The sequence below is a fragment of the Marinococcus sp. LNHM4E3-1 genome (assembly GCF_056034405.1).
Genome location: NZ_JBQLID010000006.1, coordinates 156,041 through 182,571, shown reverse-complemented (window position 1 = coordinate 182,571; position 26,531 = coordinate 156,041). Strand labels below are relative to the sequence as shown.

The 26,531-nt window shown below is 47.7% G+C and carries 28 protein-coding genes; 10 read left to right on the top strand and 18 right to left on the bottom strand.

Going from position 1 to position 26,531, the window contains the following annotated elements:
* Positions 1-88: 88 nt before the first annotated feature.
* Positions 89-1,297 (bottom strand): putative glycoside hydrolase, encoded by a 1,209-nt coding sequence (locus ACTRXI_RS08705; protein WP_474262041.1) that lies wholly within the window; start codon positions 1,295-1,297, stop codon positions 89-91.
* Positions 1,298-1,619: 322 nt separating this feature from the next.
* Between ACTRXI_RS08705 and ACTRXI_RS08700 the strand changes: the two genes are divergently transcribed.
* Positions 1,620-2,147, top strand: a complete 528-nt coding sequence (locus ACTRXI_RS08700; RefSeq protein WP_474262040.1) for an HD domain-containing protein — start codon at positions 1,620-1,622, stop codon at positions 2,145-2,147.
* Between the two features lie 54 nt (positions 2,148-2,201).
* Here ACTRXI_RS08700 and ACTRXI_RS08695 read toward each other — a convergent pair whose 3' ends face one another.
* Together ACTRXI_RS08695 and ACTRXI_RS08690 are read right to left on the bottom strand one after the other, a co-directional pair.
* Positions 2,202-3,077: an NAD(P)-dependent oxidoreductase gene (locus ACTRXI_RS08695; RefSeq protein WP_474262039.1), complete on the bottom strand. Its 876-nt coding sequence runs from the start codon at positions 3,075-3,077 to the stop codon at positions 2,202-2,204.
* Positions 3,078-3,082: 5 nt separating this feature from the next.
* Complete coding sequence (locus ACTRXI_RS08690) at positions 3,083-3,364, bottom strand: YciI family protein (protein ID WP_474262038.1); 282 nt, start codon at positions 3,362-3,364, stop codon at positions 3,083-3,085.
* Between the two features lie 176 nt (positions 3,365-3,540).
* On the opposite strand from ACTRXI_RS08690, the gene ACTRXI_RS08685 reads away from it, so the two are divergent.
* The 5 genes from ACTRXI_RS08685 (at position 3,541) to ACTRXI_RS08665 (ending at position 8,669) form a co-directional block, all read left to right on the top strand.
* On the top strand, positions 3,541-4,536 hold the full coding sequence (locus ACTRXI_RS08685; RefSeq protein ID WP_474262037.1) for a sodium:calcium antiporter: 996 nt from the start codon (positions 3,541-3,543) through the stop codon (positions 4,534-4,536).
* 7 nt (positions 4,537-4,543) lie between these two features.
* Positions 4,544-4,720 (top strand): hypothetical protein, encoded by a 177-nt coding sequence (locus tag ACTRXI_RS08680; protein WP_474262036.1) that lies wholly within the window; start codon positions 4,544-4,546, stop codon positions 4,718-4,720.
* A 28-nt stretch (positions 4,721-4,748) separates the two neighbouring features.
* On the top strand, positions 4,749-5,738 hold the full coding sequence (trpS, locus tag ACTRXI_RS08675) for a tryptophan--tRNA ligase (protein ID WP_474262035.1): 990 nt from the start codon (positions 4,749-4,751) through the stop codon (positions 5,736-5,738).
* An 83-nt stretch (positions 5,739-5,821) separates the two neighbouring features.
* Positions 5,822-6,100: a hypothetical protein gene (locus tag ACTRXI_RS08670; RefSeq protein ID WP_474262034.1), complete on the top strand. Its 279-nt coding sequence runs from the start codon at positions 5,822-5,824 to the stop codon at positions 6,098-6,100.
* Between the two features lie 13 nt (positions 6,101-6,113).
* Positions 6,114-8,669 (top strand): CBS domain-containing protein, encoded by a 2,556-nt coding sequence (locus ACTRXI_RS08665; RefSeq protein WP_474262033.1) that lies wholly within the window; start codon positions 6,114-6,116, stop codon positions 8,667-8,669.
* Between the two features lie 38 nt (positions 8,670-8,707).
* Here ACTRXI_RS08665 and fabF read toward each other — a convergent pair whose 3' ends face one another.
* From fabF to argC, 9 genes are all read right to left on the bottom strand, one after another.
* Positions 8,708-9,952, bottom strand: a complete 1,245-nt coding sequence (gene fabF / locus ACTRXI_RS08660) for a beta-ketoacyl-ACP synthase II (protein WP_474262032.1) — start codon at positions 9,950-9,952, stop codon at positions 8,708-8,710.
* Positions 9,953-10,105: 153 nt separating this feature from the next.
* Positions 10,106-10,279: a hypothetical protein gene (locus tag ACTRXI_RS08655; protein WP_474262031.1), complete on the bottom strand. Its 174-nt coding sequence runs from the start codon at positions 10,277-10,279 to the stop codon at positions 10,106-10,108.
* 128 nt (positions 10,280-10,407) lie between these two features.
* Positions 10,408-11,358, bottom strand: coding sequence for an ornithine carbamoyltransferase (argF, locus tag ACTRXI_RS08650; RefSeq protein WP_474262030.1), 951 nt, complete (start codon positions 11,356-11,358; stop codon positions 10,408-10,410).
* Positions 11,359-11,361: 3 nt separating this feature from the next.
* Entirely contained in the window at positions 11,362-14,526 is a 3,165-nt protein-coding gene (locus ACTRXI_RS08645) for a carbamoyl phosphate synthase large subunit (protein WP_474262029.1), read from the bottom strand.
* Complete coding sequence (locus ACTRXI_RS08640) at positions 14,519-15,598, bottom strand: carbamoyl phosphate synthase small subunit (RefSeq protein ID WP_474262028.1); 1,080 nt, start codon at positions 15,596-15,598, stop codon at positions 14,519-14,521. The genes ACTRXI_RS08645 and ACTRXI_RS08640 overlap by 8 nt, the downstream gene beginning before the upstream one ends.
* A 24-nt stretch (positions 15,599-15,622) precedes the next feature.
* Positions 15,623-16,780 (bottom strand): acetylornithine transaminase, encoded by a 1,158-nt coding sequence (locus ACTRXI_RS08635; RefSeq protein ID WP_474262027.1) that lies wholly within the window; start codon positions 16,778-16,780, stop codon positions 15,623-15,625.
* Positions 16,781-16,793: 13 nt separating this feature from the next.
* A complete protein-coding gene (gene argB, locus ACTRXI_RS08630; RefSeq protein ID WP_474262026.1) occupies positions 16,794-17,582 on the bottom strand; it encodes an acetylglutamate kinase in 789 nt (262 codons plus the stop codon).
* Between the two features lie 21 nt (positions 17,583-17,603).
* Positions 17,604-18,836, bottom strand: a complete 1,233-nt coding sequence (argJ, locus tag ACTRXI_RS08625; protein WP_474262025.1) for a bifunctional glutamate N-acetyltransferase/amino-acid acetyltransferase ArgJ — start codon at positions 18,834-18,836, stop codon at positions 17,604-17,606.
* 16 nt (positions 18,837-18,852) lie between these two features.
* The gene (gene argC, locus ACTRXI_RS08620) at positions 18,853-19,884 is read right to left on the bottom strand and encodes an N-acetyl-gamma-glutamyl-phosphate reductase (RefSeq protein ID WP_474262024.1); all 1,032 of its coding nucleotides are present in this window, start codon (positions 19,882-19,884) and stop codon (positions 18,853-18,855) included.
* 363 nt (positions 19,885-20,247) lie between these two features.
* Between argC and ACTRXI_RS08615 the strand changes: the two genes are divergently transcribed.
* Together ACTRXI_RS08615 and ACTRXI_RS08610 are read left to right on the top strand one after the other, a co-directional pair.
* Complete coding sequence (locus tag ACTRXI_RS08615) at positions 20,248-21,084, top strand: Cof-type HAD-IIB family hydrolase (protein WP_474262023.1); 837 nt, start codon at positions 20,248-20,250, stop codon at positions 21,082-21,084.
* Between the two features lie 32 nt (positions 21,085-21,116).
* Positions 21,117-21,569: a GNAT family N-acetyltransferase gene (locus ACTRXI_RS08610; RefSeq protein WP_022793227.1), complete on the top strand. Its 453-nt coding sequence runs from the start codon at positions 21,117-21,119 to the stop codon at positions 21,567-21,569.
* A gap of 33 nt (positions 21,570-21,602) precedes the next feature.
* On the opposite strand, the gene ACTRXI_RS08605 is transcribed toward ACTRXI_RS08610, so the two are convergent.
* Positions 21,603-22,169, bottom strand: coding sequence for a helix-turn-helix domain-containing protein (locus ACTRXI_RS08605; protein ID WP_474262022.1), 567 nt, complete (start codon positions 22,167-22,169; stop codon positions 21,603-21,605).
* A 67-nt stretch (positions 22,170-22,236) separates the two neighbouring features.
* On the opposite strand from ACTRXI_RS08605, the gene ACTRXI_RS08600 reads away from it, so the two are divergent.
* Both ACTRXI_RS08600 and ACTRXI_RS08595 read left to right on the top strand, forming a co-directional pair.
* Positions 22,237-22,947, top strand: a complete 711-nt coding sequence (locus tag ACTRXI_RS08600) for an AzlC family ABC transporter permease (protein ID WP_474262021.1) — start codon at positions 22,237-22,239, stop codon at positions 22,945-22,947.
* Positions 22,944-23,246, top strand: coding sequence for an AzlD domain-containing protein (locus ACTRXI_RS08595; protein ID WP_474262020.1), 303 nt, complete (start codon positions 22,944-22,946; stop codon positions 23,244-23,246). The genes ACTRXI_RS08600 and ACTRXI_RS08595 overlap by 4 nt, the downstream gene beginning before the upstream one ends.
* A gap of 34 nt (positions 23,247-23,280) precedes the next feature.
* On the opposite strand, the gene ACTRXI_RS08590 is transcribed toward ACTRXI_RS08595, so the two are convergent.
* The 5 genes from ACTRXI_RS08590 to ACTRXI_RS08570 form a co-directional block, all read right to left on the bottom strand.
* Entirely contained in the window at positions 23,281-23,751 is a 471-nt protein-coding gene (locus tag ACTRXI_RS08590; protein ID WP_474262019.1) for a BsuPI-related putative proteinase inhibitor, read from the bottom strand.
* 28 nt (positions 23,752-23,779) lie between these two features.
* A complete protein-coding gene (locus tag ACTRXI_RS08585; RefSeq protein ID WP_322526440.1) occupies positions 23,780-24,625 on the bottom strand; it encodes a YitT family protein in 846 nt (281 codons plus the stop codon).
* Positions 24,626-24,655: 30 nt separating this feature from the next.
* Positions 24,656-25,411 (bottom strand): alpha/beta fold hydrolase, encoded by a 756-nt coding sequence (locus tag ACTRXI_RS08580; protein ID WP_474262018.1) that lies wholly within the window; start codon positions 25,409-25,411, stop codon positions 24,656-24,658.
* Between the two features lie 164 nt (positions 25,412-25,575).
* Entirely contained in the window at positions 25,576-25,890 is a 315-nt protein-coding gene (locus tag ACTRXI_RS08575; protein ID WP_022793220.1) for a hypothetical protein, read from the bottom strand.
* Positions 25,891-26,070: 180 nt separating this feature from the next.
* A complete protein-coding gene (locus ACTRXI_RS08570; RefSeq protein WP_474262017.1) occupies positions 26,071-26,442 on the bottom strand; it encodes a rhodanese-like domain-containing protein in 372 nt (123 codons plus the stop codon).
* Positions 26,443-26,531: the final 89 nt, after the last annotated feature.

The following is a 26,531-nucleotide window of genomic DNA, read 5'->3' as shown; positions in this document are numbered from 1 at the left end:
GGAGGGTTGTGGTTGCATTTGCTCTTTCTCAGCTTTGCATACAGCAAAAAGGAGCGGTTTTTGACTCCCGCTCCTTTGGTTTTGTTTTTTACGGCGTATAATCTGTACCTTTGGAATAAGAGTTCTGGGCGTCCCACAGCAGATACTCTTCAATACCATTATCCTGCAGCGCCTGAATCTGCGCCTCCACCTCGGTGCTTCCGTACTGCAGATAATTACCGCTTCCTAAATAGCTTGCTGTAAAGTCCTGAATCCAGGGCCGGGTTATCGGTTGTTCATCAAGATCCGATAAAATCTTCGTCTCTGCCTTCGCATAAGCATCGATAACCTCGTACGGCTTTGTATCCGGCTTATCGATATTAAAATAACCGCTTCCCCAATGGCTTGGGTAAATCATGGAGCTGATGACATCTACATTTTCAGAGATTAACCGAAAGTCCTGTCCGATGCCCGGGGCCCGTTCCTGAGTCGCAGAATAGCCGAAGATATCCGCCGATACATTTACATTGTATTTTGTTTGAAGCGCCTCTTCAGAGTAGGCGACAAAATCCGTAACAGCATCTACTCTTTCCTGCACGTTGTCGTCGCCGCTGTCATAGTCCCCTGTGGAATAAGTGAGCTGGTCATCTCTCCTTTCAAATCCTTCAGGGAACCGGATATAATCGAACTGGATGTCCTGGAAGCCGAGCCTGGCTGCTTCTTCCGCTATTTGAAGATTGTAATCCCATACTTCTTTCATAAACGGGTTTGTAAACATATGGCCGCTTCCATTCGACCATGTATCCCCGTTACTTGTCTGGTAGGAGTATTCCGGATGCTTTTTAGCAAGTACATTATCTTTAAAAGCTGTAATGCGTGCGATTGGGTATATATCGTGCTCTTCCAATTTTTTCATTAGCGCTTCGGGATCCTTGATCATATTTTTTCCTATATCAGGCAGATTTGATCCTTCCGGTACATTGAATGTTAAGTTGCCGTGATCATCTTTAATATCTATTACCATAGCGTTCAATTCCGTCGAATCAATAAGGTCAATTAATTTATCCATTCTGTCGCCTCCGGCCGAGTGACCAGTAACATATATCCCTTTGACCCCTTCCTCTGGATAGCTGAAATTAAGACCGGAATCATATGTAAATCGCGGCATGCTGCCTTCAAGCGTTAATGTATGTCCACCAGTCGTCATTGATGCCAGATCGTTCCCGTTTCCTTCTTCCGCGTTTGCCTCCGCTGCAGTTAATCCCGATGTAGCAGTCAATGCAGCAGTTAAGGCCCAAATACCCAACTTTTTTTTCATATTGTCCCTGCCTTCATTATTTTTTTTAAAAAATACACTCTAATAGTCACTATTTAATGGAATATTTTTCTTAGTTTAATTATACGTTTAAATACACATGTTACCAACCATATTTTTTATTTTCCGCTATTTTTTTATTAATTAAAATTTATATTCAAAATGATAATTGAATGTTAGTTAATCTTTCATTTCCCTTGCATTCCAGTCGCATAGTTATTATAATGTTAAAAATATCTTTAAAAATTGCGAGACTTTCACAGGGTCCTCAGCCTTTATTGGCCGGGGCCCCTTTTGCAAAATAATCTATAAAGGAGGAGCACCAATGAGCAGAGTGACGATGATTGATATTTACAAACACCCTATTACTCAAAAATATGTCCGCCGTTCCGGACTTGCCCATGCCATTCGCGTGGCTGATATAGCATTAGAGCTTGCCAGAGAACGAAATGTAGATGTTGATTTAGCAGTAAAAGCCGGTTTTCTGCACGATATGGGCCATTATCTTTTTTACAAAAACGGAAAATGGGACTTCGAAGAATATCAGACGAACGATATTCACGCTATCAAAGGAGCAGAACGGGCGCACAAGCTCTTAATCCGGCTCGGCGAAGAACCTTCGAGGGCAAAGGAAGTCAGTATGGCTGTTTTACTTCATACTGATTCGTATCTCCCGGCTGCCAATATTCAGCGAACGCCGCTGCAGCAGGTAGTTGCCGATGCAGATGAACTCGATGAAGAGCCATCCGGACGCCATCACTACCGGACTATTACTGATGAAGATGCATTCACCCGACTGCATTCCCTCGACGAACGCGTTGAGCAGGCCGTTGCTGAAACTATGCATTCGTAAAACGTAAAGAACCCGCCTTCATGAAGGAAGGCAGGTTCCGTGTCTACATATTTTTTATTTTTTGTTGTTTTTCACGTAGTAAAAAAGGCTGCTCATGTCTTTTTCTCCAAACCCTTCGCGATCCGCCTCTTCGAATAAGGATAAAACTTCCTTTCCTGCCTTTGGAATTACTCCTACACGATTACTCATTTCATTAGCCAGACCAAGATCCTTTAAAAGCAGTTCCAGAGCAAATCCGGGTTCCTCTTTGTTTTCCTGAATGAATTCCGTATAGTGCCGGTCGTAGATTTTGCTCTGCCCCATACTATTTGTGATAACGGAATGAAGCATTTCCAGATCAACTCCTGCTTTTTCCGCCATCGTTAATCCTTCGCTTACCGCTGCAGTATGCATACCGACCATATACTGATTAATCAACTTCACCTTCGTACCTTTGCCAATACTGCCGGCATACGTAATATTTTTTCCTACCGCTTCAAAAATCGGTCTGGCTTTTTCAAAGGCCTCTTTGCTTCCACCCACCATCACAGCAAGTGTTCCAGCTTCTGCTCCTGTCGTTCCCCCGCTAACCGGAGCATCCAGATAGTCTACACCCTTTTGCGCTGCCTCTGCTTCAATCTTTTCATGAAGCTCTGCAGACACGGTACTGAAATCAATTACAAGAAGTCCTGGTGAGGCATTTGTAATAACGCCGTTTTCACCGAGCATCATTTCTTCTACATGCTCTGGCTTCGGCAGGCAGGTCATAACGATATCCATCTGTCCAGCTGCCTCTGCCGGTGTAATACCGACAGTACCTCCTGCTTCCTGAAAGCGGTCTTCCTTTTCATTTCCTTTATTAATCCCGTAGACGTCAAATCCTTTATTCAAAATATTCACAGCCATTGGCATGCCCATGTTTCCAAGTCCGATAAAAGCAGCTTTTTTCATAAGTATTATTCTCCCTTCGTCCAGACATGTGATTTCATATCCCACTCATGCATATGATAATCCCGGGCACCAAGCTGTATGTAAGGATCCTGTTCTACAATTTCCCGGACGGCTTCCTCTTCTTCTCCGCGGTACATGATTAAGCCGCCGGTACCATCGACAAAACGTCCATAAGCAATCACATTTCCGTTCAGCTCTTCATCCTCGAGAAATTTCAAGTGCTGCGAGCGGAACTTTTGTGATTTTTCTTCATCCTTCATTGTAAGAAATACGGCAAATATCTTCATTGTAGCCCTCCTTTGAATTCTTTCTACTTTATTATAGTCGTTGTTATCCAATATTTACATAGATGAAGGGGTTTTCACACGGCTTCCTTTTGACCTTCGGGGTAAGTTACGATACACTAACCCTGTTCTAAAGCGTTTTATGCTGAAATTATCGTTTGTGAGAGGGGACACCATCGTTGGTCTTTTTATTCTTTCTTTTGGCAGCGGTGTTTACAGTTATCGCAGCCACCAAGCTGTCTTCATACTCTGACATCATTAGTGAAAAATCTTCGCTTGGCGGTATGATGGTCGGCACCCTTTTGTTGGCCGGGGCCACTTCCCTGCCCGAAGTTACCACCAGCTTAACGGCTGTGTTTTTGGATAACCCGGACATTGCAGTGGGCAACGTGCTTGGGAGTAACTTATTTAACATTCTTATCATTGCTGTATTTGATATTTTTTATCGGCGCAAGCAGCTGTTCAACCGCGTCTCCCCTGGTCATACATATACTGCCGGGCTGGGGGCCGTGCTTGCTTTTGTCACGGGGGCGGCTTTTCTCCTCCAGCTTTCCTGGAGCGTTTTTGGCGTCGGTGTTGATGCGCTTATCCTTCTGGTGTTCTATGCGGTAGGAATTGTCTGGGCAAACCGCCAGAACGAAGGCGTGATTCCTGACGAAGAAGAACAGGACGTGCCAAAGCCCGATCTCTCACTGCGACAGGCTGGTACGGGATTTATAATCGCTGCTTTATTTACGCTCGCTGCCGGTACTGTTCTAACTACCACCGGTGACAGGATCGCTGTTATCACCGGACTCGGGTCGAGCTTTATCGGAAGTTTTTTAATCGCTGCTTCGACGTCCCTCCCCGAAGCCGTTTCTGTTTTTGTAGCAATGAAGCTGAGAAACTATAATCTGGCCCTGGGGTCCATTTTGGGCAGCAACCTCTTCAATTTGACTCTGCTTGCCCTGAGCGATATTTTCTATAGAGGCGAACCGATCATTTCCGCAGCAAGCCGGACGAATCTGGTGACTTCTCTCGGCATTACGCTGCTCGCAGCCATAGTATTTTACGCTGTTCTCCGGGGCAGTAAACGAAAAACACCGGCCATTTATCTTTGGCCCTCCATCACTCTTGTCGTCGTTTATTTTATTGCTTCCTATTTAACTTTTATTGGCCTCGGGTCAGAGTGGTGATGAAGCTATGACAGATCAGATACGTTTTTGGATGGCCGTTACAGCTTTCTTGTGGGCAGCAGCACTTGTCCTTCAGGTGAGATTGTCAGACTTCCCCTCCTGGCCGGGACTTCTGCTTTTTATCTTACTCGTGCTTGAATGGGCCGCCGTGCTTGTCCTTAAGTATAAAAGCCGGCAGAAATAAGTTTTTGACAACGAAAGGATGTATACTTATGAAAACCGTTTTTTCCGGTGTTCAGCCGAGCGGCACGCCCACCATCGGTAACTATTTAGGGGCGATAAAACACTTTGTGGATTTACAGAAAGACTACCGAAGCTTTTTTTGTATTGTGAACCAGCACGCTATTACAGTGCCTCAAAATAAGCAGGAGCTTCAGCACAACACCCGGAGTCTCGCGGCTTTATACATCGCTGCCGGACTTGATCCGGAAAAAGCAACTATTTTTGTTCAATCGGAGGTTCCTGCTCACGCCCAGCTTGGCTGGATGCTGCAATGCATTGCCTATATTGGGGAGCTTGAGCGCATGACCCAGTTTAAAGATAAGGCAGAGGGCCGCTCCGGTGTTCCCGGTGCTCTTTTGACTTACCCGCCGCTGATGGCTGCGGACATCCTTTTATATGGCACAGATATTGTTCCTGTCGGAGAAGACCAGAAGCAGCACCTCGAACTGACGCGGACGCTCGCGGAACGGTTTAATCAACAGTACAACGATATATTCACCGTCCCGGAAACAAAAATAGCGGGCAGCGGAGCGCGGATTATGTCTCTTCAAAATCCAGAGAAAAAAATGAGCAAATCCGACTCCAATCAAAAGGCTTTTATTTCCATGCTTGATGATGAAAAGACGATCATGAAGAAGATGAAGAGCGCTGTGACTGATTCCGGACGCGAGATCCGCTACGATCCTGAAAGCAAACCTGGAGTAAGCAACCTCCTCACAATTTACGCCATTTCTAAAAACATCAGTATCGAAGAGGCAGAACAAAAGCTCAGCCAAGAAAGCTACGGCTCTCTTAAAGAAGAAACCGGCGCCGCCGTTGCTGATATTCTCGTACCACTTCAGGAGCGCCATTCGGAGCTGATGAACTCTTCAGAACTCGATGACATCCTGGACAAAGGCGCAGAAACAGCCCGTCAGGCTTCCTCAAAAATGCTCGCAAAAGCAGAGCGTGCCATGGGGCTTGAACGAAAAAAACGGTAGGAGCTCCCAAGTCGGGAGCTTTTATTTTTTTCTTCCCGGGTATTAGTATAGGGAAAACACATCCAGCACATGGAGGGTCGCAAGTGACTGTACGAGAAGAAAAGCAAAAACAGCTGCGTGAACTGCTGAAGGAGTCTGAACAGCTGCAGCATTCAATCAATCAGCTTGCCCGGGAGCTTGCGAACGAAACCCGGGTTCTGCAGGTGCACTTATACAAAGAACAGAAAGACCAGCTTGAAGATATCACCCGGTATTTTGATGAAGTGAACATGGAGGCCGATCAGACGCGCCCCGAAGCCATTCTCACTATGGCTCTCAATCACTTCCACAACCATTTAATGCATGTGAAAAATAATGACTAAGGAGGCAGCTGCCATGGATGTAATTTTAACGCACCGCCATATGGACTTTGACGCCCTCGCTTCTGCTGTAGCTGCTTCCAGACTTTATCCGGAGGCCCGCCTCGTTTTGCAGGACGACCAGTCCGAGGAAGTCAACGAGTACCTCGCTCTTTTCAAGGATGAATTCCCGTTTGTTTCTTCCCGGCATATCGATTGGGATAATTTGCATACGGTAATTTTAACCGATGTCTCCGAGCCGGATCGGGCCAGGGACGGCCTTACCTTTTCCTCAGCTCCGTACTGGATCATTTATGATCACCACACAAATAAGGAAGCGCCTGATTCCACAGAAGCGGCCATTGATGCCCGGATTGAACCAACAGGCGCCGCTGTCACTATCCTCATTGAAGAATTGATGCAGCGCCAGCTTTCCCTTACTCCGGTCGAAGCTACCCTTTTTGCTCTCGGGCTTTACACTGATACCGGGTCGCTCGTTTATCCGAGTACAACGCTTCGGGATCTGCAGGCTGCTGTATTTTTAATGGAGCAGGGCATGAATTTAGATACCGTCGGCCAATACATGGAGGAGTCGCTTTCTCCGGATCAGCAGTATGCTCTGCGAGCTTACCTCGGGGCAGCAGAGGTCATTGAGCGCGAAGGGCTTCAGCTGTTGATTACAAAATTTGATTCCGGCGACAAGCATATCGGCGGCTTGAACACCGTTACCTCCAATTTAATAGAAACGACCGGTGCGAGCGCTGTCATTACTTTAACCAGAGCACAGGGCAAAATATTTGTTATCGGGCGCTCGGCCACCGACCGCATTCACCTCCCGGACATTTTAGCCCCGTTCGGCGGAGGCGGGCATTCCCGGGCCGGGTCGGCCACTATCAAGGATCAGCTGCTCGACGACGTTTACGACCAGATCAAATCACAGCTTCAATCTGCAGTCGGCCGCTCCATTACGGCTGAAGAGCTGATGAGCCGGCCGGTAAAAACACTGAAGCCGGAAACGACAATCAGGGAAGCGGAAGATATGGTTCTTCGTTACGGCCACAGCGGCTTTCCGGTAGTAAACGACCAGTATGAATTAGTCGGCATTATTTCCCGGCGCGACATTGATAAAGCCATGCATCATCAGCTCGGGCACGCCCCTGTCAAAGGCTACATGAGCTCCAACCTTCATACCGCCTCCCCCTATCACCGGTTTGAAGAACTGCAGCAGCAGATGGTCCACCATAACGTTGGCCGGCTTCCCATTATTGATCACCGCGGTGCATTAATCGGTCTCGTCTCGCGCAGCGATATCATTGCCCGGCTTCGTGAAGACTCCACTGCATCAGAAACCGTCAATATGGAAGAAAGCATGCGCACGACTTTGCCGGATTCCATCCAGCAGTGGCTTCGGGCTGTCGGAGAAGAAGGCGCCCGCCAGCATTTGCGCACATATCTGATTGGTGGAGTCGTTCGCGATATTATTTTGCAAAAGGAAAATGAGGATATCGACATTGCCGTTGAAGGTGACGGCATAGCCTTTGCTTCAGACATTGCCTCCAAATGGAACGGAGAACTCCACAAGCACGAAGCATTTGGCACTGCTACGATCATCTGGCCGGACGGATTAAAAATGGATATCGCAAGCTCCCGGACCGAATTTTATGAAAAACCCGGATCTCTGCCAGACGTGGAGAGCTCTACATTGAAAGAAGATCTGTTCCGAAGGGATTTTACGATCAATGCCATGGCCCTTGCCCTTCATCCCGAAGAGTTTGGGGATCTCATCGACCACTTTTCAGGACTTGAGGATTTAAAACGGGGAGCCATCCGGGTGCTGCACAATTTGAGCTTTGTGGAGGACCCGACCCGTATTCTCCGTGCCGTCCGCTTTGAACACCGTTTTGGATTTGCGATGGATCATGAAACAGAAGCGTTTATTGCGCAGGCGGTTAACGCGATTCATGCCCTGTCTACAGATAGAATACTCGCTGAATTTCAGCGTCTGACTGCAGAAATGCCTCCTGCCCAGTTGTTTTATCGTCTCCAGAAGCTTGACGTTTTATCGGCATTTCTCCCTGGTGCCGTATGGGACGATACAGCCGAGCGACTGCTGCCTTATATTACCGGGCTCCAATCATCTTTGTTTATGACCCTGCTGCCATTATTTCTGCAGGAAAGCGGCCGGGTGCTTTCTGCCGAGCGGGTCGCCGTGCGGAAGCAGGATAAACAGCTCGTGCGGCACGTGCACCACCTGCTCGATGAAAGCTGGGACGTCTCTATCGAAAGACCCGGTGATTTTCACCGCACTGCTGCCCATGTGTCTCCTCTTTCTGTTGAAATTGCTGCTTACTGCCTTGAGTACAGCGCCGGGCAGCCGGGAAAAGCGGCTTTGCTCAGACAATACCAGGACAAATGGCAGGACCTGCCACCGTGGGTTTCCGGCGCTGAACTTCAACGTCTCGGCCTCCGCCCCGGGCCGCTTTATAAATTCATTATAAGCGAAACCGAAAAAGGCATTATTAACGAAGAAATCAATTCATCCCGAGAAGCACTGGATTATGCTGAATCCCTTATTCACAGCTATCAGTCCTAAATGCAAAAAAAGTCTGGGCCAACGCGCCCAGACTTTTTTTATGACTGCCATTTTTTAAATGCCAGGGTAGCGTTATGTCCGCCAAATCCAAAGGTATTGCTTAAAACGGCTTGAATATCACCTTTCCGGGCTTCGTTTGGAACATAATCGAGATCACATTCCGGATCCGGCTCGTGCAGGTTAATAGTCGGCGGCACTACATTATCCTTTAAAGAAAGAATACTGAATATAGCTTCAATACCTCCGGTTGCCCCGAGCAGGTGACCAGTCATCGATTTTGTTGAACTCATCCATACACTGTCCGCATGATCCTGAAATACCTTTCGTACAGCTGTCGTTTCAAATTTATCATTGTATTGCGTGCTGGTACCGTGAGCGTTAATGTACTGAATGTCTTCTGCTGTAAGCCCTGCATCGTCCATAGCCATCTGCATGGAGCGCTGAGCGCCTTCGCCGTCCGGAGCCGGAGCTGTCAGATGATACGCATCTCCGGTAGAACCGTATCCGACGATTTCAGCATAAATTTCCGCGCCCCTCGCTTCGGCGGACTCCAGGCTTTCAAGCATCAGTATGCCCGCTCCCTCGCCCATTACAAATCCGTCCCGGTTTTTATCAAACGGACGGGACGCCGTATTTGGGTCTTCATTCATCGTAATTGCCTTGGCCGAGCTAAAGCCTGCAATCGCCATTTTTGTAATCGGAGCTTCTGTGCCGCCTGTAATCATGGCATCGGCATCACCGCGCTGAATCACTTTATATGCGTCTCCAATCGAGTTAGAGCCTGTGGCACAGGCCGTAACCGTACAGGAATTCACTCCTTTGGCCCCTGTATAAATGGACACCTGGCCGGAAGCCATGTCCGGGATCATCATCGGTACAAAGAACGGGCTCACACGTTTATAGCCGCGCTCCATGAAGTTTTGAAACTGGTTTTCATACGTTTCCATACCGCCAATGCCAGAGCCTATCCAAACGCCGGTCCGTGCTGCATTTTCCTCTGTAATTGTATAACCCGCGTCCTCAAGCGCCTGCATGGAAGCTACAATAGCAAACTGAGTGAAGCGGTCCATTTTCCGCAGTTCTTTTTTTTCCAAATAGGCCGACGGATCGAAATCCGTTACTTCTCCCCCGATTTTCATCGGAAGCTCGGAGACATCCACCCTTTCGATAGCACTAATGCCGGAGACGCCGTCCACAGCATTTTTCCACGAGGATTCCACTGTCTGGCCCAGCGGGTTGACTGTCCCCATTCCTGTTACAACCACTCGCCTGTTTTCATTCATGCTACTCTCTCCTTTGTTATCTTCCACATTCTCATGTATATACTCCCTGCCTATGTACGAACCAGGCTGGACGTTTTCATTAGTCTGGGAATAATTTTATACGAGTCACGCACGGTTGTCTACTTTCTGCACGCTGTTTTATTCATATAATCTTTATTCCTCTACGAACGAACGGTGGTATGTCCATTCGGCGATCAGCGCTCCCGTGATAGCTGTAAGAATGGCTGTCGTCTGGCTTCCCTGAAAAAAATAAACGATACCTAAATACACAGCAATCAATACGCAAATAAAAATAATTACCCCTGCTGCAGCACGTTTCACTGTCATGTCATCCCTCCCGCTGCTTACCGGCTTCCCGGCAATTATACAAGCAGAAACACGCTAATCCAAGTGATTATCCTCCTTTCTTCACATAAAAGAAACCGTCCCTGTATTATTAGGAACGGTTTCACAGTCTAGCTGATGACCGAAGCAAGTATAGCCTTTTGTACGTGCAGTCTGTTTTCCGCTTCATCATAAACAGCTGAATGGGGACCATCAATGACTGAAGCCGCCACCTCTTCTTCCCGATGGGCCGGGAGGCAGTGCAAAAAGATGTAGTCTTTCGCAGCTTTCGCCGTAAGCTCTTCAGAAATCATAAAGCCTTTAAAAGCCGCGAGGCGTTTCGCCTGCTCCTCTTCATAGCCCATGCTCGTCCACACGTCCGTATAAATAACGTCCGCCCCTTTTGCCGCTTCTTCAGGGTCTGTCGTGCGGGTAACGGATGCTCCAGACTCCTCCGCTGCCTGCTCAATCTGCTTCCAGACGCCCGGCTCCGGACCGTACCCTTCCGGCGCTGCGAGCACCGCATCCATTCCCATTTTGATGCTTGCTATGATCCAGGAATGGGCGACATTGTTTCCGTCTCCGATAAAAACACTTTTCAGGCCCTCGAAGCTCCCTTTCCGCTCCTGCACAGTCAGCAAATCGGCAAGTGCCTGGCACGGGTGATACAGATCCGTAAGGGCATTAATTACCGGCACATCTGCATGCTCTGCGAGTGCTTCGACTTTCCCGTGATCGTTTGTGCGGATCATCAACGCATCAACGTACCTCGAAAGCACTTTGGCTGTGTCTTTGATCGGCTCCCCGCGGCCGATCTGCATATCGCGGGGGCTCAGAAACAAAGAATGGCCTCCCATCTGAGTCATAGCTACCTCAAAGGACACTCGGGTTCTCGTCGATGCATTTTCAAAAATCATCCCGAGGGAGCGATGCGCCAGATGATTATAATACGCAGCAGGATTTTTCTTCATGTCTGCTGCCAGCTCCAGCAGTTGTTTGATTTCCTCCGCGGAAAAATCAAGCAGCGTTAAAACGCTCTGCTGATTCAGAGTTGAGGCGGAATTATTCAGATTTGTTGCCATTTGCTACACTCCTTTTTCGGACAAAGCGTAATTTTGCAGCCACGACTCAATTGGTGCAGGCAGCTCCGGCGCCCCTTGAATGGCCTGAACCATCACACTCAGCGTGCGTGCATTCGTTACGATCGTTTTACGTTCAATTAATGCTTTCTGACGACTCTCTTTTCCTGTTTTATGCCCGATCTCCGGAATACTGATTAATGCTGAAGCATCCTCTGAGTAAATCCATTCATCAAACGGCGTCTGCTGTGGAAACACTAATGTGTAACCCAGGCCTTCAAGCTTCTCCAGGGATGGTCTTGCTTTTTCATATTCCCCGTCAGCAATTTCGCAGTAGACACTTCCGGTTTTTTTGAATAGAAGAGGGATTTGTGTTTCCGACCAGGCAAATGCTTTCTGAAAGGCTCCGGAAAGATCTTTTGATATGCCGATCAGCTCCCCGGTGGATTTCATCTCTGCTTCGAGCACCGGGTCAAGTCCGCTTAATTTATCGTTGGAAAAGACCGGGGCCTTCACTGTGTAATAGCCCGGCTCTTCGTGGAGCCCTTTCTCACTTGTCCATGTTTTAAGTGAATGGCCGAGCAGCAGGTGCACCGCTCCTTCAATCACTTTTTCGCCGGTGATTTTGGCAAAGACCGGTACCGTGCGCGATGCTCTTGGATTTATTTCAATCACATACAATTCGCCGGCGTCGTAAACGAATTGGATATTAAAGATACCGTGAAAATCCATGCCCTCCGCAATTTTCTGCGTATAGTTCACCAGAAGCTGTTTAATCTCTGCACTGATACTGAATGGTGGAGTTACAGCCATGGAATCGCCTGAATGAACACCTGCTTCCTCTACGTGTTCAAATATACCGGGTATCCATATGTCTTTGCCGTCTGTTAATACATCCACCTCAAGCTCTGTGCCCGGCTTATAGGAGTCAATTAATATTGGATACTCAATATCATTGGCTGGATCTTCGATATATTCCACCAGTTCTTCTTCTTTGGTCGCAATCGCCATCCCGCGGCCGCCGATGACGTAGGAAGGTCTGAGAAGCACCGGATAGCCGATTTCTTCCGCCTGCTTCAGCGTTTCCTCTCTGCTGTGGCCGGAGACGCCCGGAATATGAGGAACGTTCACATGCTGCATAAACTGGTAGAAGCGGTCCCGGTCCTCGAGCTGATCAATAATATCGGACGTTGTGCCGAGCACTTCCATTCCTGCTTGTTCAAGTGATTCAGTCAGCGCGATCCCCGTCTGGCCGCCAAGCTGTACGATTACTTTCGTTACGTGCTCTTCTCTGGCTACGTGAAGCACATCCTCAGGTGTGAGCGGCTCAAAGTACAAATGATCCGCCATTTCAAAGTCAGTGCTCACCGTTTCAGGATTGTTATTTACAATTACCGCTTCGTAGCCGGCTTCTTTCAACGCACGCGCCCCGTGCACCGAGCAGTAATCAAATTCAATGCCCTGTCCGATCCGGATCGGGCCGGAACCGACGACCAGCACTTTATTTTCGACCGGTTCGGCCTCGCGGTCGCTTTCCTTGTACCAGCTGGAATAGTAGTACGGTGTTTCTGCGGTGAATTCCGCTGCGCACGTATCCACCATATGATATGAAGGGAACATATTTAACTGCTCACGCAGCTCAAGTATTTCTCCGATTTTTATTCCGGACAGGGCGTGCAGCTGTTCATCCGTAAAACCAGCCTTTTTCCATACCAGCAGCTGCTCTTCGCTCCACTCTTCCCAGGAAAGCTCTGCAATATCTTTTTCTTTTTGAATAAGGGCAGAAAAGGTCCGAAGGAAAAAATACTGAATACCGGTTTTTTCATGAATTGTTTCCATATCCCCGCCGCGGCGAAGCCATTCCATAATGTAAAAGAATCGCTTATCGTTCTGCTGCAGGATTTCGTCTAAAATATTTTCATCAGCCGTTTCTTTGCATTCCGGCAAAGCAAGCCCGTCAAGTTTGATTTCAAGCGACCTTACCGCTTTCTGCAGAGCCGCCTCCAGATTTCTTTCAATGGCCATGACTTCCCCTGTCGCCTTCATCTGCGTGCCAAGGGTGCGGTCTGCGTAGGAAAACTTGTCAAACGGCCAGCGCGGAAACTTCACTACAACATAGTCAAGTGCCGGTTCAAAGCTTGCATACGTATGCCCGGTAACCGGATTCAACAGCTCATGCAGGTGATAGCCGATGCTGATTTTAGCCGCCATGCGGGCAATCGGATATCCGGTTGCTTTAGAAGCAAGCGCGGAAGAACGGCTCACTCTCGGGTTTACTTCGATCAAATAGTACTGCTTGCTGACTGGGTCGAGCGCAAATTGGATATTGCATCCGCCCACAATCCCAAGTGCCCGGATAACCTTTAACGAGGAACTCCGAAGCATCTGGTACTCTACGTCCGTCAGGGTCTGGGATGGGGCCACCACGATAGAGTCTCCGGTATGAACGCCTACAGGGTCGATGTTTTCCATGTTGCACACGGTGATGCACGTGTCATTGGCATCCCGCATCACTTCGTACTCAATTTCTTTAAACCCGGCTATGCTCTTTTCTACCAGGCACTGATAAATTGGGCTTGCCTCCAGCCCGCCTTCGATAATATAACGAAGCTCTTTTTCATTCTGGGCAATGCCGCCCCCGCCTCCACCGAGTGTGTACGCCGGGCGAACAATAATCGGATATCCGGTTTTCTCCGCAAACGCGAGTGCTTCTTCTTTTTTTTCAACTACCTCGCTTTCAGGCACCGGTTCGTTTAGTTCGTGCATGAGCGCACGGAATGCTTCTCTGTCTTCTCCCTGCCGGATGGATTCGATCGGCGTACCGAGAAGCTTCACCCCATGCTTTTCGAGCGTCTGCTGTTCGGAAAATGCAAGCGCGAGGTTTAACCCGGTCTGTCCGCCAAGGGTGGCAAGCACTCCGTCCGGATGCTCCTGTTCAATGATCCGCTCCACTGTTTCTACGGTAAGCGGCTCAAAATATACTTTATCGGCACAGGTATTATCTGTCATTACAGTTGCCGGGTTGTTATTCAGCAGGATTACTTCAATATTTTCTTCTCTAAGCGCCAGGCATGCCTGGGTGCCTGAATAATCAAATTCCGCAGCCTGCCCAATGATGATCGGGCCGGAGCCGATCACCAATACTTTATTTATTTCTTTATCTCTAGGCATAGGTGGCTTCTCTCCCTTTATTCTCTATCGTTTCGAGAAATTCATCAAAAATTTCTTCGCTGTCTGCCGGACCCGGATGGGCTTCCGGGTGAAACTGAGCTGTCATGATTGGAAACTTCGTATGCATCATGCCCTCTACCGAACCGTCATTGACATTTTTGTACTTTATCCGGAACGACTCTTTTGAAAGAGACGCATCCGTGACAACATAGCTGTGGTTTTGAGAGCTCATAAATACTTTGTTCGTTTCCAGGTCCTGTACCGGCTGATTGGCACCGCGGTGACCGAAACGAAGTTTTTCTGTGTTTCCGCCAAACGCAAGCGCGAGGAGCTGGTGCCCCAGGCAGATGCCCAAAGTCGGGTAGGTTTCGGCAAGCTCCTTATAAGTGCTCAAGTACTGTTCAAGCTGCTTCGGGTTGCCGGGACCGTTGGAAAACAGCAGGCCATCAGGCGCCAGAGCTTTAATGGCTTCCTTCGTCGTATCGTAAGGCACAATCGTAACCTTGCATCCTTTTTTGTTCAGCTGATCCACCATCGACTGTTTGTAGCCAAAGTCCATTAATACTACGTGCCGGTCTCCGCTGCCGATCGTTATCTGTTTATCCACCGTTACAGTATCAATCACATCGCGCTCTCCGAGCGGCTCGTATTCTCCGACATTCACAGACTCTGGATCCCCGGTCATTACTGCTCCCATATCGCCTTTTTCCCGGATATTTTTGACCAATGCCCGCGTGTCCACGTTTTCCATAACGGGAATTCCGGCTGCAAGCGCTGCCTCTGCCAGCGTCTGGTCTCCTTCATAGTGACCCGACGTAGCGCAGGCTTCGCTGACAATGATACCTGCCGGCTGCGGCTGCGTACTTTCATTATCTGTTGGATTCACACCGTAATTTCCGATTAGCGGATAAGTAAAAACAACTATCTGTCCGTGAAAGGAAGGGTCTGTCATCACTTCCTGGTAGCCGGTCATTCCTGTGAAAAATACAATTTCTCCATACGTATCCGGAAAGGCTTGCTGCCAGCTGCCTTCAAATATTTCGCCTGTTTCCAATTTTATATAACTTTTCATCTACAAACCCTCCTGGTACGTTTTTTATTTTTCAAGCACTTCTGTTAGTGCTGCTGCGGCTTTTTCCAAGTCATTGTGCGAAATTGTCAGCGGCGGCAGAAGTCTCAGCGTGTTAGGTCCTGCAGCAATCAGCAGAAATCCTTTTTTCTGCATGGCGAGCACGTAAGGTGCCGCGCTGTCGGTAAGCTCTATGCCGATCATAAGTCCCGGGCCGCGTATTTCTTTCACCACGGGCAGGGAGGAGATTTTTTCTTCAAGAAGCTTCGTGAAAAAGTTTCCCTTTTCTGCTGCCATCTTCGGGGCGTTGATACTCATAAGCTTCTGGAGCGTCCCTTCTACAGCAGCCATAGCCAGCGGATTTCCGCCAAATGTGGAGCCGTGCGAACCGGGTCCGAAGGCTTCCTGTAAATATCCTTTGCCGATCATCGCTCCTACCGGAAATCCGTTACCAAGAGCCTTTGCCGTTGTTACAATATCAGGATCCACGCCTGCCTGCTCATAGGCAAACATCGTGCCGGTTCGTCCCAGGCCAGTCTGTACTTCGTCTACTACCAGCAGCGCTCCGTGCTGCCTGGCAACCTCCGCGGCTTTTTGAATAAATGCCGGGTCTCCCGGAATGACACCGCCCTCTCCCTGCACCGGTTCAAGCATAATTGCCGCGGTGTTTTCATCCACAGCCTTCTCCAGTGCATTCACATCGTTATACGGTAAATATTCAAAGTCTTCGAGCATGCGGCCGAAGCCTTGATGAATGGCATCCTGGCCGGTTGCTGCCATGCTTCCGTATGTCCGCCCGTGAAAAGACTGGACAAAGCTTTGGATTTTCGTACGCCCGGTATATTTTCTCGCGCACTTTATAGCTGCTTCATTTGCCTCCGTCCCGCTGTTTGCAAAAAATACAAGATCTAAGCCTGTAAGCTTCGTCAAAAGCTCTGCAGCACGCTCCTGCTGTTCATATTGAAAAAAATTGGAACCGTGCCATCCAGCGTGCAGCTGTTTCTCTACATGCTTTATCACATCGGGATCACCGTGGCCAAGGTTGACAACGCTGATGCCAGCCATTAAGTCCGTGTATTCTTCACCCTCTTTATCCGTTACGGTACAGCCTTCCGCATGCGAAAAAGTGAGTTCCCATCTTTTATAAGTTTCGAATAGATGTGATTTCTGTTCTGTCTGCTGCATGGTTCTCCTCCTTTCAAGTCAGGGACGGAGCCTGGACCTGTTCTCTTATGATTGCTGTTCCCTTCAGCTTTCCTTCTGCTTCGTCTGTATGTCCGTCCGCACCGGCAATAACGACCTTTTCCAAATCCCCGGTCAGGCTTGCTGCTGCCGCCTGGACTTTCGGTATCATTCCGCCGTAAATTTCTCCATCGTGAATGTGCTGCTCGAGCTTTTCTACATGAATATAGTCAGCTTTGCTTCCGTCAATAAGCACACCTTCAACATCTGTAATAAACAGAAGCTCTTTTGCGCCTACTGCCTGTGCGACAGCCGAGGCAGCCGCATCAGCATTCACATTTAATTTTTTTCCGTTTTTATCCGCTGCAATAGGAGCGATCACCGGAACGAATCCGCTTTCCAGCATAGAGTGTATGCAGGAGGTATTAACGTTTACGACGTTGCCGACGAGCCCGAGATTCTGATCCTCCACCTGTTCTGCTTCCAGAAGCCCTCCGTCAATACCGGACATGCCAAAAGCCGGAGCACCGGCGGACTGAAGGGAGGAAACGAGGCATTTGTTCACTTTTCCGGAGAGAATCATTTCTGCTACTTCAAGCACCTCGGGCGTTGTTTTTCGCAGCCCGTTTACGAACTCACACTCAATCTGCATCTGTTCAAGCATACGGTTGATTTCAGGGCCTCCCCCATGCACAAGCACCGGATTCATGCCTTTTTCTTTCATCGCAGCTATACTTTTGAAAAACTCAGCTGTTAGTTTGTTTACCGTGGAACCGCCGCATTTGACTACAGTGATGCTGTTCATGCTCTTCTCCTCCTTCTTTCCCTACGTCCGGTATCCGGCGTTAATTCTTACATAATCATACGTCAGGTCGCATCCCCATGCTTTGCCGCTTCCATTGCCCACGTGGAGGTTCACCGTTATCTCCACCGTGTCATTCTCCAGATACGCTTTTGCATCCTCTTCGGAAAAATGCACCGGAGTGCTTGCTTTCAAGGTTTCTACCGGCCCTACGGATATATCCACCGTATCCGGATCAAGCTCTACTTCACTGTAACCGAGAGCGACAATCACCCGTCCCCAGTTGGCGTCTGTGCCGTATACAGCGGTTTTCACCAGGTCTGATCCGACAATCTGCTTGGCTGCCTGGCCGGCTTCTTCATCTGTAGCAGCACCTTCGACCTTCACTTCGATCAGCTTGGTGGCCCCTTCCCCGTCTCTCGCGATCTTTTTCGAAAGGGATTCACATGTCTCCTTCAATCCGGTAACGAACGCGTTCCAATCAGGGTGACCGGGGTGCAGCGGGCTGTTTTCCGCCTTGCCGCTCGCCATGACGACTACCATGTCATTCGTTGAGGTATCGCCGTCAATCGTGATCCGGTTAAACGTTTTGTTCGTTATTTCTGAAAGCGCCGTCTGCAGATGAGCGGGCTCAATGGCAGCATCCGTCGTTACAAATCCTAGCATTGTAGCCATGTTTGGATGTATCATTCCGGAGCCTTTCGCTACGCCTCCGATAAACACTGCTTTATTGTCCACCCATGTCTGAAAGCATGCGTGCTTTCCAGCAACATCCGTCGTCATGATTGCTTCATTAAAATCCTGCGCCCGTTCGAATCCGGTTTCCGGCTCGAGGTGGGCAATGCCTTCATTTATTTTCTCCATCGGCATCGCTTCGCCGATCACACCGGTAGAAGTGACCGCTACCTGATGTTCCGGCAGACCGAATTTTTCGGCACTGTTTTTTCTCATGGTATAGGCATCCTCGAGCCCCTGTCTTCCTGTACATGAATTGGCGTTCCCGCTATTGACGACGATTGCCCGAAGCTTTCCCTCTTTGGCAATGCTTTCTTTCGTCACCTGCAGCGGTGCTGCCTGGATTTTATTCAACGTATATACAGCGGCACTCGACGCTGGCACGTCACAAATAATAGCTCCGAGATCTTTTCTTTTTCTTTTGACCTTTGTATGAATACCCGCTGCGGAGAAACCGGCAGGACTTAAAATGCTTCCTCCCGATACTTCTATTACCTGCTCTGTTGTCGATGCCTCTACCATGATTTTTCTTCCTTTCTTATGGATAAACCGGAAGCTGAGAAATTCCTTCCTTCTCATCTGCTCCCAGCATCACATTCATATTTTGTATCGCCTGCCCCGAGGCGCCTTTAACTAAGTTATCAATTACTGAAACCACCGTCAGCCGGTTGGTACGCTCGTCCACTGTCCAGCCGATATCGCAAAAATTACTTCCATATACTTCTTTAGTTGCTGGAAATGCTTTTTCTCCCCGTATTCTAACGAAAGGCTCCTTGTCATATGCCTGATGAAGCAGCTCTTCAATATGACCGCTTTTCGTCCCTTCGGTAAGCGGCATATACATAGTAGCTAAAATCCCCCTCGTCATCGGCACCAGGTGAGGGCTGAACGTAACGGGGTGATTTCCCCCTGTATGCATGTCCAGTGCCTGTTCGATCTCTGGTGTGTGCTTATGCTCATTCACTTTATAAATTTTAAAATTCCCATCCATTTCACTGAAATGAGTGACCGCTGATGGCGTCCGACCCGCTCCTGTAGTGCCTGTTTTTGCATCAATGATGATATTCGAAGGATCAATCACGTCCTTATCCACCAGCGGCAGAAGGCCAAGAAGCACTGCTGTCGGATAGCATCCCGGATTTGACAATAGAGAAGCTTCTGCCACTTCGTTTCTGTTCCATTCCGTCAAACCATAGACGGCTTCCTGAAGCAGGGATTCCGGTGCGCTTTGACGCTGGTACCACTGTTCGTAAGTTCCTGCGTTCTTCAGCCGGAGATCCCCGGACAAATCAATCACCCTCGTGTGTGCTGCAATAGCTTCGCTCCATTCCGCTGATATACCGGGCGGGGTGGAAAGAAATACAACGTCATATGCGGACCAGTCAGCTGCCTCAAGCGGCTTCAGAATTTCATTATATAAATCTTTCATATGCGGATACATATCAGAAAGCTTCGTATTTTGCTTCGAGGAGGAGTAAACATCTATTTGTTCAACGCCGCGATGCTGGGCCAGCATGCGTATTAATTCCACTCCTCCGTAGCCAGTTGCTCCAATAATAGCTGTATTCATAAAGTTGCACCTCTATTTATCTTTATACAATATGTTCTGGTGATTATTATAAGTCTGAATATATATTAATGCAACTGTATTTTTATTTTTTCTTCATATTTTTTCATTTCCGTCATAAGCTGAGTTTATTAAGCTTTTTCTAATTGTTCAGCCTTTTTCCGGGGAATATAGTTTATGTATGAAAATGTACAATTGATGTATAAATGAGTAGAATGCTTTCATCTTTTTTATCACGTTGCAGGTATTCCTTTTCTTTTCTTTTTGCTTTTGTTCCAGTAAAATAAAGAGCGGATCGTGAAAGACGCTGTTTCTATACAGTCGTACAGACGCATTGATATTTCCACCAGGAAAGAAGAGGTTTTTATGAAAAAACATTTGATAGCTCTTGATCTAGACGGGACGCTTTTAAAAGATGATAAAACAATTTCCACAAAGACCTGGAAAGTAATCCAGCAGGCTAAACAAGCCGGGCATACAATAGCTATCGCTACCGGCAGACCATACCGCGCCAGTAAAATGTACTACCAGCAGCTCGGCCTTTCCACGCCTATCGTTAATTTCAACGGAGCCTATGTTCATCATCCGGCCGATCGCTCTTTCCGCTCCTTCCATGAACCGCTTGACCTGGATCTTGCCAGGACAGTGATTGAGACCTGCCGCAAGCTAAATGTCCAAAACATGCTTGCTGAAGTTCTCGATGACGTGTACATGGATGAGCATGATGAATCCTTTATTGATCTTCTGGCTTTCCAGGGACCGGTAACCGGAGCCGGAAGACTTGAAAGAGTGCTTCCGAACTCTCCTACTTCCCTGCTCGTGTATCCACAGGAAGGGACAGCGGAACGCCTGCAGGATTTGCTCTCATCCAGTGAAGCCAAGGGCATGCATCAGCGCTCGTGGGGAGAGCCTCACCATATGATTGAAATAATAAAAAAGGGAAATCACAAAGCAAACGGCCTCGAAAAAGTTGCTGCCTATGCGGGGCTCTCAATGGAGGATGTAATTGCTTTCGGGGATGAGGATAATGATCTGGAAATGCTTGAAGCCGCCGGGACCGGGCTTGCCATGGGAAATGCGAGTACAGCCACAAAATCAGCGGCCAATGAAGTCATTGGTTCAAATGAAGAAGACGGCATCGCCCATTATTTAGAAGAGCGGTTAAAGCTTTCCGCGGACGACACAGTGCTTTTTAAAAATTAAATGCGTGATTTTAAATAAGGATGTGTTCAACGATGCAGGTGTATAAAGTACCTACAGATACCGAACAGTACGTGAGAAATCAAATAGCAGATCTGCTCATGGGGCAGATGGATTCCATCGGCATGAAGGATGCTTACCGGTTTCTGCAGCGGGCTATCGATCTTTCTCTTGATTCCGACTCCACCGCCCATATTTTTGTAGCTGAAACGGAGGAACAGATTGTCGGAGCTGCTTTTTTAAATATTGGCATCAGTCTTGAAAAGGGAGGGTATTATGTCTGGCTGAATGATCTCTACGTGGATCAGCAGTACCGGAACCGGGGTATTGCCAAGAAGCTTCTGTTAAAAATTATTTACTGGGCAGAGCATAATGACATCAAAGGCATTGAATTGGAAACCGGAGTGAACAACGCAGCCACAAAAGCATTGTATAATTCCCTCGGCTTTTACGACGTTATTTCCAAGCGTTACGGCTTCCGTTTTTAAGTTCTGTCTTCCCTTTGAGGGGGAAGGCTTTTTTTATTGCCGGTAAGCGGTATAAAAAAGCATAAGAACGCCTTTGACTTTTTCCGAAGCGGTATTAATATAGGCGTGAGAGTGATCCGCCCGGAAACGCAGCGCATCCCCCGGCTTCATTAATTGTTTACTTTCCTCTTTCGTCTGTACCTCCATCTGCCCTTCGTGCACAAAAATGTATTCCTCTACTCCGAATGGGTGGGCAGAAGAATAATGGCTTCCCCAAGGAGCCAGCACAAATTCATACCATTCGACTGGAGCCTGTTCGTGTTTGGAAAAAATATTCCGGACTGCGTAGCCGTTCTCCCCTTCGAGCCAGGCAGCTTTATCAGCGGAAACAAATTCAATGTCCGGCCGCTGCTGCTGCAGAAATGCGGAAAACCCTACACCCATCCCTTCTGCAATCTTCCACATCGTCGTAATCGTCGGATTCGATGCCCCGCGCTCAATCTGTCCAAGCATCGGTTTGCTTACTCCTGTTGCTTCAGACAGTCTATCCAGACTCCACCCACGCTCATGGCGAAGCTGTCGTAATGTTTTGCCAATTTCTTTCCCGATTGATTCTTTCATTTTTTCACCTCTGTTGTATAATATAACATACAAATGTACAATATAATTAAATAGAGAGGAGGTCCTTATGAGTAATACAGCTGCATTAGAACACTCCTGGGCCAACGGCCTTACGCAGGGTCTTCCTATCGCCGCCGGTTATGTACCTGCTGCTTTGGGGTTTGGTCTGCTTGGTGCCAACAGCGGTCTGTCCATATTTGAAACAGCACTTATGAGTATTATCATTTTTTCCGGTGCCGCCCAGTATATGGCTATTGGGCTGATTACTGCCGGGGCTGGTTTATACAGTATTTGGATTTCCACGTTTCTCATAAATATCCGGCATTTATTAATGAGCGCTTCTGCCAAACAATCTCTTTTCTCAGACTCTAAATGGAAACAGGCGGTTTTAGCATTTGGATTAACAGACGAAGTCTTTGCGTTGATCTCTTCCAGAAGGAATAAAACAACCGTATTTTTCGGTATTGGAGTCTTTTTGGCAGCATATATCAGCTGGGTTGCTTTTTCATGTGCCGGATATTATTTTGGCGCCTTCTTCCCCGGTTATCTGCAGATCAGCATGGATTTTGCTTTATATGCCCTGTTTGCCGCACTATTGTTTCCCGCAATTTTAAAATACCGGATGGCCCTTTACACCGCTGGCTTAAGCGCAGCTATCAACACGTTTCTTGGGATCTGGCTTTCTTCAGGATGGGCTATTCCAGCTGCAATGACAGCCTCAGTCATTATTGTCGTATATGTCAGTTCCTTTGAGCAGAAAAAGGGGGATCGGCCATGAACATGCTTCTTTTAATCATTGGAATGGGCGTTATTACATACGTAACGAGAGTGGTCCCTTTCTTTTCATTAAATATTAACCGGCTGTCCGTTTCCGTGCAGCAGGCACTCCAGCTCATTCCGTATGCAGCGCTCGGAGCTCTTCTGCTTCCGGGAGCCCTGCGTTCCCCTCCTGATGCCTGGTTCGGCATGCTCGGTCTCTGCATTGCCTTTTTGATTGCTTTTATAGGCGGAAGGTTCACTGCTATCATTTGCGGTACTATCGGTCTGCTGTCTCTTGCTGCTTTTTTTATTTATTGATACTAAAAAGCAGGAGCTTTGCCAGCTCCTGCTCTTACGGGGTGTCGGATGTTTCCAGAGCCGGGGTATCCAGATTTTCAGCAAGGATCCGGAATTCTGCCTGATACGACTTTTCAGGGTCGAGAAGATCTGCATCAAGCTCTCCGTCCCACCTTCGTACGTTTCCTGCATTGATCTCCACAGATTTCTCCGCCTGCGTAAACACCTTTCCCTCCGAATAAATATAAACTGGTTCGGATACGCCCTCTTCTTTAATAATAACTTCTATTTCCTGGCCATCCGGGAAATCCAGCTTCATTTCTCCGCTGCCCGTATTTTCAAATTCCAAATGCCAGGCATTGCTTTCAGTGTCCAGAGTGCCGGCAAGCTCCCAATCATTTTTTGACATTGAGGCTTCCTGACTTCCGGCGGAAGGCTCTTCAGCAGTCTGTTCGCTGCCGCACGCAGCGGCAGGGAGCATACAGAAACATACCAGTACTGCAGCTAACCACTTTTTTACGGCCATCTCTCTCACTTCCCGACTTTTATTTTGATTAGTCGTCTTTACGGAACAGCCCGAACACCGTTGTCGTGTTAATGATGTTTGTGAATGCCTCCGGATCTGCTTCCTGCACCACCTGCTGAAGCGTGTACATTTCGTACCGTGTGATCACTGTCATTAATATTTCTTTTTCGCTTGCATCAAATCCTCCCCGGGCAGGGATCCGTGTGATCCCCCTGGTCAGATTTTGATGAATGGCATCCCGCATCTCGTCCGGGTTTTTCGTTACGATTAAAGCTGTAAGCTTTACGTGTCGTGTGTGAATAGTATCTATGACTCTTGATCCGACATACAGTGTTACCAGGGTGTATAAAGAGCTTTCCCAGTTGTACAGAAAGCCGGCTGCTATAACGATGACCCCGTTCAGCAGCATGAAATACGTACCGACCGGACGGTCTCCCATACGTGCCAGCACCAGGGCCACAATATCCAGGCCGCCCGCAGAAGCCCCCCACTTCAAGGCTACGGCAGCTCCTGCAGCTGTAATTGCCCCGCCAAAGACACTGTTTAATAAAATGTCTCCCGAAAGTTCCGTAATAGGTATAAGATCAAGAAAAAACGTTGTCAGCGCTACGTGCAAAAAGCTGTAAAACGTAAACAGCCGTCCTACTTTAAACCAGCCGAGCATAGCAATCGGTATATTGATCAGAAACAAAAGTACGCCGGTGGAAAGCGGAAGAAAGCCTGCAATAATCTGCGCAATCCCCGTAGCTCCACTCGCAAATACATTTGCCGGCTCCAAAAACAAGTTCAGGCCGACTGCCATAATCAAAGCCCCGAATACGATAACCAGGACACGTATGACTTCCGATACGATAGATGAATGGCTTGTAAGCATAGTTGTCCTCCTTTCTACTGCACGTTTACTTTAAATACGGGAGGCGGCCCATTCTGAGGCTGCGATCATCCCTTCTCTCGTTACTTTATGACCCGCTTCCTGCTGCAGATAATAGGCCTGCCCCGCTGAAGTTCTATCCGGAAGACGTTCATAAAAGCGATACGATAATTCATAAGGGACAACGTCATCTTCTTTTCCATGCCAAAAAAAGATAGGTTTTGCTTCCACTTTAGCGGGATCAAGGGAAAGATCATACGTGGCCAGTTTGTCTAACAAATCCTGCTCCTCACGTGCCGAGAGCTCCCAGTCAGACGTTTTCTTTAATGAACGTATCTGTTCTTCAGCCATTGCTTTCCAGGATGGCGACCCCATCATGATCATGCCTCCCTGAATCCACTCGAAGGACTTGAGCGCTCCGCATGAAATGATTCCTCCCATAGAAGTACCGGAAACATACACCCGGCCGCTGTCAATCCATTCATATGTAGTCATTTCATTCAGCAGAGCTTCAGTTTCCTCCACCGCCTGCATGACAATATCCCAAAAGGCATAGGTTCTACTGCCGGCGTCCATATCGCCTTCACGTTCTCCGTGATGAAGAGCATCCGGAAGCACTACCCGCAGCCCTCTTTCTGCCAAATAATAGGCGAAGGAAAGATTCTGCTCTTTACTGCTGCCAAGGCCATGCCAGAATAAAACCGTCGGCTGCGGATGATGTTTATCTGCCTGTTTAGAAATATGCAGGCTGGGAATATCTGCGATCATTTGCTTTTCGATAGTAATCATGCCAGTCCATCCTTTACAGCCGTTATAGTAGTACACTCTGAATATTGTACCCCAGTAAAGCAATTATTGAAAAGACCGAAGCCTTCCATTTCCTTCAATCATCTTTAGGAACATAAAAAGACAGCTGCGTGCATTAAGCACTTCGACAGCTGTCTTTCCGTTGCCTATTTTTCATCTTTTTCCTTTGCTGTCCGGAGGGGTTCTTCCTCTTTTTCCTCTGCTTCTTCGTAATGAAGGACAGAGTATTGAGCACCTTCAGAAACCATTTTGTTGTCTTCAAAATCCTGAGGGTTCGGGTTACCTACAGTTTCATTCAATTCTTTATCTTCTTCTTCTTTCGTTTTGCCGCCTACTTTAGCCGCTGTTCGTTTTGATACATCTTTCACCTGCGCTCTTGTTTCTCCGTCTTTAAGGAAATAAACGGCTGCGCCAACAATCAGTGCTGTCAATACGGTCCATAAAATACTATTTTTCTGCATACATACGCCTCCTGTCTCAATCAACTGTATTCAATGCTCTTTTTTGCTATTTCCCAAATCAATTAATACTAAACCCTTCATCTTTATAGAAAAGAAGACACATTCAGCTTTTTCAGTGAAAATTATGATAGCTGTTATATTAAAAAAGCTGCAGAAATTACTCTGCAGCTTTCTTCGCGATTATTTTTTATATAAATCGTTTACGTCCTTTAACGGATTTTCCATGCCGGAATTCGTTTCTTCATCCCAGGCGAGCATCCCACCGGCAAAATTATAAACATTTTCAATGCCATTGTCCTGAAAATACTGGGCCGTATGCTGGCTTCTTGAACCGCTTCGGCAGATAAAAACGTATGATTCATCTTTTTTAAACTGATCGATCACTTCAGGGACCTGATTCATCGGAAGAAGAGGCACACCCGGTATATGACGTTCTTCATATTCGCCCGGCTCTCTTATATCAATCATGATCGGTGTTTTTTTACCGTTATTATATTGTTCTTTCAGTTCGTCTACATCCAACTGGCGGATTCCTTCTAAATCGTAAGCCAATGTCGTTCATCCTTTCTATTTTAGCTTTCTGGTTCATTCTATCACCCTGGCGCCAATTCGTTAAAAGTCTTATACCTTAGAATAATGCG

Coding starts and splice junctions, on each gene's coding strand:
- argC (WP_474262024.1), bottom strand. CDS start 19,884: ATGAATACAGCTATTATTGGAGCAACTGGCTACGGAGGAGTGGAATTA.
- ACTRXI_RS08605 (WP_474262022.1), bottom strand. CDS start 22,169: ATGAAAGAATCAATCGGGAAAGAAATTGGCAAAACATTACGACAGCTT.
- ACTRXI_RS08610 (WP_022793227.1), top strand. CDS start 21,117: ATGCAGGTGTATAAAGTACCTACAGATACCGAACAGTACGTGAGAAAT.
- ACTRXI_RS08640 (WP_474262028.1), bottom strand. CDS start 15,598: ATGAAAAGTTATATAAAATTGGAAACAGGCGAAATATTTGAAGGCAGC.
- ACTRXI_RS08695 (WP_474262039.1), bottom strand. CDS start 3,077: ATGAAAAAAGCTGCTTTTATCGGACTTGGAAACATGGGCATGCCAATG.
- ACTRXI_RS08665 (WP_474262033.1), top strand. CDS start 6,114: ATGGATGTAATTTTAACGCACCGCCATATGGACTTTGACGCCCTCGCT.
- ACTRXI_RS08705 (WP_474262041.1), bottom strand. CDS start 1,297: ATGAAAAAAAAGTTGGGTATTTGGGCCTTAACTGCTGCATTGACTGCT.
- ACTRXI_RS08595 (WP_474262020.1), top strand. CDS start 22,944: ATGAACATGCTTCTTTTAATCATTGGAATGGGCGTTATTACATACGTA.
- ACTRXI_RS08600 (WP_474262021.1), top strand. CDS start 22,237: ATGAGTAATACAGCTGCATTAGAACACTCCTGGGCCAACGGCCTTACG.
- ACTRXI_RS08680 (WP_474262036.1), top strand. CDS start 4,544: ATGACAGATCAGATACGTTTTTGGATGGCCGTTACAGCTTTCTTGTGG.
- argF (WP_474262030.1), bottom strand. CDS start 11,358: ATGGCAACAAATCTGAATAATTCCGCCTCAACTCTGAATCAGCAGAGC.
- ACTRXI_RS08585 (WP_322526440.1), bottom strand. CDS start 24,625: ATGCTTACAAGCCATTCATCTATCGTATCGGAAGTCATACGTGTCCTG.
- argB (WP_474262026.1), bottom strand. CDS start 17,582: ATGAACAGCATCACTGTAGTCAAATGCGGCGGTTCCACGGTAAACAAA.
- ACTRXI_RS08590 (WP_474262019.1), bottom strand. CDS start 23,751: ATGGCCGTAAAAAAGTGGTTAGCTGCAGTACTGGTATGTTTCTGTATG.
- fabF (WP_474262032.1), bottom strand. CDS start 9,952: ATGAATGAAAACAGGCGAGTGGTTGTAACAGGAATGGGGACAGTCAAC.
- ACTRXI_RS08645 (WP_474262029.1), bottom strand. CDS start 14,526: ATGCCTAGAGATAAAGAAATAAATAAAGTATTGGTGATCGGCTCCGGC.
- argJ (WP_474262025.1), bottom strand. CDS start 18,836: ATGGTAGAGGCATCGACAACAGAGCAGGTAATAGAAGTATCGGGAGGA.
- ACTRXI_RS08635 (WP_474262027.1), bottom strand. CDS start 16,780: ATGCAGCAGACAGAACAGAAATCACATCTATTCGAAACTTATAAAAGA.
- ACTRXI_RS08655 (WP_474262031.1), bottom strand. CDS start 10,279: ATGACAGTGAAACGTGCTGCAGCAGGGGTAATTATTTTTATTTGCGTA.
- ACTRXI_RS08690 (WP_474262038.1), bottom strand. CDS start 3,364: ATGAAGATATTTGCCGTATTTCTTACAATGAAGGATGAAGAAAAATCA.
- ACTRXI_RS08615 (WP_474262023.1), top strand. CDS start 20,248: ATGAAAAAACATTTGATAGCTCTTGATCTAGACGGGACGCTTTTAAAA.
- ACTRXI_RS08580 (WP_474262018.1), bottom strand. CDS start 25,411: ATGATTACTATCGAAAAGCAAATGATCGCAGATATTCCCAGCCTGCAT.
- trpS (WP_474262035.1), top strand. CDS start 4,749: ATGAAAACCGTTTTTTCCGGTGTTCAGCCGAGCGGCACGCCCACCATC.
- ACTRXI_RS08700 (WP_474262040.1), top strand. CDS start 1,620: ATGAGCAGAGTGACGATGATTGATATTTACAAACACCCTATTACTCAA.
- ACTRXI_RS08575 (WP_022793220.1), bottom strand. CDS start 25,890: ATGCAGAAAAATAGTATTTTATGGACCGTATTGACAGCACTGATTGTT.